Origin of the sequence: Lacinutrix algicola (assembly GCF_001418085.1) — a bacterium.
Taxonomy (GTDB): Bacteria; Bacteroidota; Bacteroidia; order Flavobacteriales; family Flavobacteriaceae; genus Lacinutrix; species Lacinutrix algicola.
The window spans coordinates 1-1,862 of sequence record NZ_LIQH01000007.1 but is presented as its reverse complement, the minus strand read 5'-3'; the positions used below and the strand labels follow the sequence as shown (position 1 = coordinate 1,862).

The following is a 1,862-nucleotide window of genomic DNA, read 5'->3' as shown; positions in this document are numbered from 1 at the left end:
GGGATAATTTCTCTAAGACAATTAAAACACTCTTTGCTTTTGCGCCGTTAATAATAGGACAGGTATTGGTTGGTTTTTCAATTTTAAAGAAAAAAGCCAAACATGGAATGAAGCTTCTGGAGTATTTCTGTTTTTTGCAGTTGGTGCTTCTATTGCAATGGTAAGTCAGATTTATAATATTCCAGGAAGTTTTACTAATTATATGTTGGTTTGGATTTTACTTTGTACACCATTAATCTACCTTTTAAAATCTCATGCACTTGCATTATTACATCTTGTTTACGCAACTGTTTATGCGTGTAATTATGGTTATGCTAATGGAAGTAAAGCGCCTTGGTTATTTTTAGTATTACTTTTATTACTACTTCCGTATTATATAACTCTAATTAAAAGTAAGCCTAAAGCAAATATTACATCAATTTTTAATTGGTTATTACCAATAAGTCTTATTATTACTTTAGGTGCATTTATAACAAAATTCGATGAGCTTATTTTCTTGTCTTATATTATTCTATTCGGTTTGTTTTATAATTTAGGAAAACTCCCAGTGTTCAATAATTTAAAATTAAGACAAAAGGGATATTTAGTTCTAGGCTCTTTTGGAACCGTTGTTTTATTATTGATAGCAAGTTTTCGTTGGGTTTGGGAAGATGTATTTCGTATCTCTTCTTTCTCAGGAAAAGAAATAACCTTGGTTATTGTATTATTTGTAGTTGCTTTTGGTGTTTTAATTTATTTATTTCTGAAAAAACAAGCAGAAAAATTTAACCTTTTCCATTACATATTTATAATAATGACGATTTTGTTTTTTATAGGCTTACAAAACGACATTTCTCCTACAATAATTACCAATATATTGTTATTAGTTTTAGGTATAAATGCAATAAAAATAGGAGTAGATAAAATGCATTTTGGTGTTTTAAATTACGGACTAGTAATTATTACCGCTTTAATATTTTGTCGTTTTTTCGATACTAACATGAGTTTTGTTATTAGAGGTTTGCTATTTGTAATTGTAGGGATTGGTTTTTTTACAACCAATTATATAATGCTAAAAAAGCAGAAGTCTAAAGAAACTAAAATATTAAAATAACACATTAAGAAGATGAAATTAAAATACATATTCACACTATTTATACTTGTTGTAATAGCACAGCTATTTGTTCCAATGCAAATGATTTTTGGACAAGAAGCTGTTTTAAATAACGGAAAAGCATATAAGTTTAGAACTCAATTCAATGTACTACATTATAAAATGATTAAGCATAAAAAATTGGTTTACCAAATTGGTTTACCAAATATAAGTATATTTAAGTAGCATACAAATTTTAAACAAAAAGTTTCACAAAAGGAAAGAGCGAAATAAAAATACTGAATACCAGACAAGTACACCCCAAAAACCTTGAGAAACAAAAACAAAACAAAGAGTTACTACTCAATAATTAACAATCAAAACTATAAATCTCCATGGCAAAAAGTTAGTATCCTAACCCGTAATTACAAATACATTATTGTCTTTACACAACAGTTATTACAAACTATCAGAATTAAAATTCATGTTACTAAATAAATCTTTAATCTTAAATTAAGATATAAAAAGAACTTGTCACATATTCATTTTATTGCTGATTTTAATACATAAAATATAGTCATATAACTGATTGCTAATATTTCAATAAAAATACTAGTACAATTAAAAAGAGTCAAAACAAATTAGTACTTTAGAAACTGCTAAAAATAATTACATGAAAATAATACACATTAGTGCAGAATGTTATCCAGTAGCAAAAGTTGGTGGCCTTGCAGATGTTGTAGGAGCACTTCCTAAATATCAAAACATGTTAGGTGAAGAATCTAGTGTT

At 27.0% G+C, this 1,862-nt stretch carries 3 protein-coding genes; all 3 read left to right on the top strand.

Translation table 11 applies throughout. The features are described from left to right. Positions 1 to 64: 64 nt before the first annotated feature. Positions 65 to 1,093 (top strand): DUF2157 domain-containing protein, encoded by a 1,029-nt coding sequence (locus ASC41_RS00095; RefSeq protein ID WP_241489611.1) that lies wholly within the window; start codon positions 65 to 67, stop codon positions 1,091 to 1,093. A gap of 12 nt (positions 1,094 to 1,105) precedes the next feature. After that, positions 1,106 to 1,318 carry a hypothetical protein gene (locus ASC41_RS00090; protein WP_055434616.1) on the top strand — a complete coding sequence of 71 codons (213 nt, stop codon included), beginning with the start codon at positions 1,106 to 1,108 and terminating at the stop codon, positions 1,316 to 1,318. A gap of 427 nt (positions 1,319 to 1,745) precedes the next feature. Then, a partial coding sequence (locus ASC41_RS16550; RefSeq protein WP_152971385.1) for a glycogen/starch synthase occupies positions 1,746 to 1,862 on the top strand: 117 nt, incomplete at its 3' end.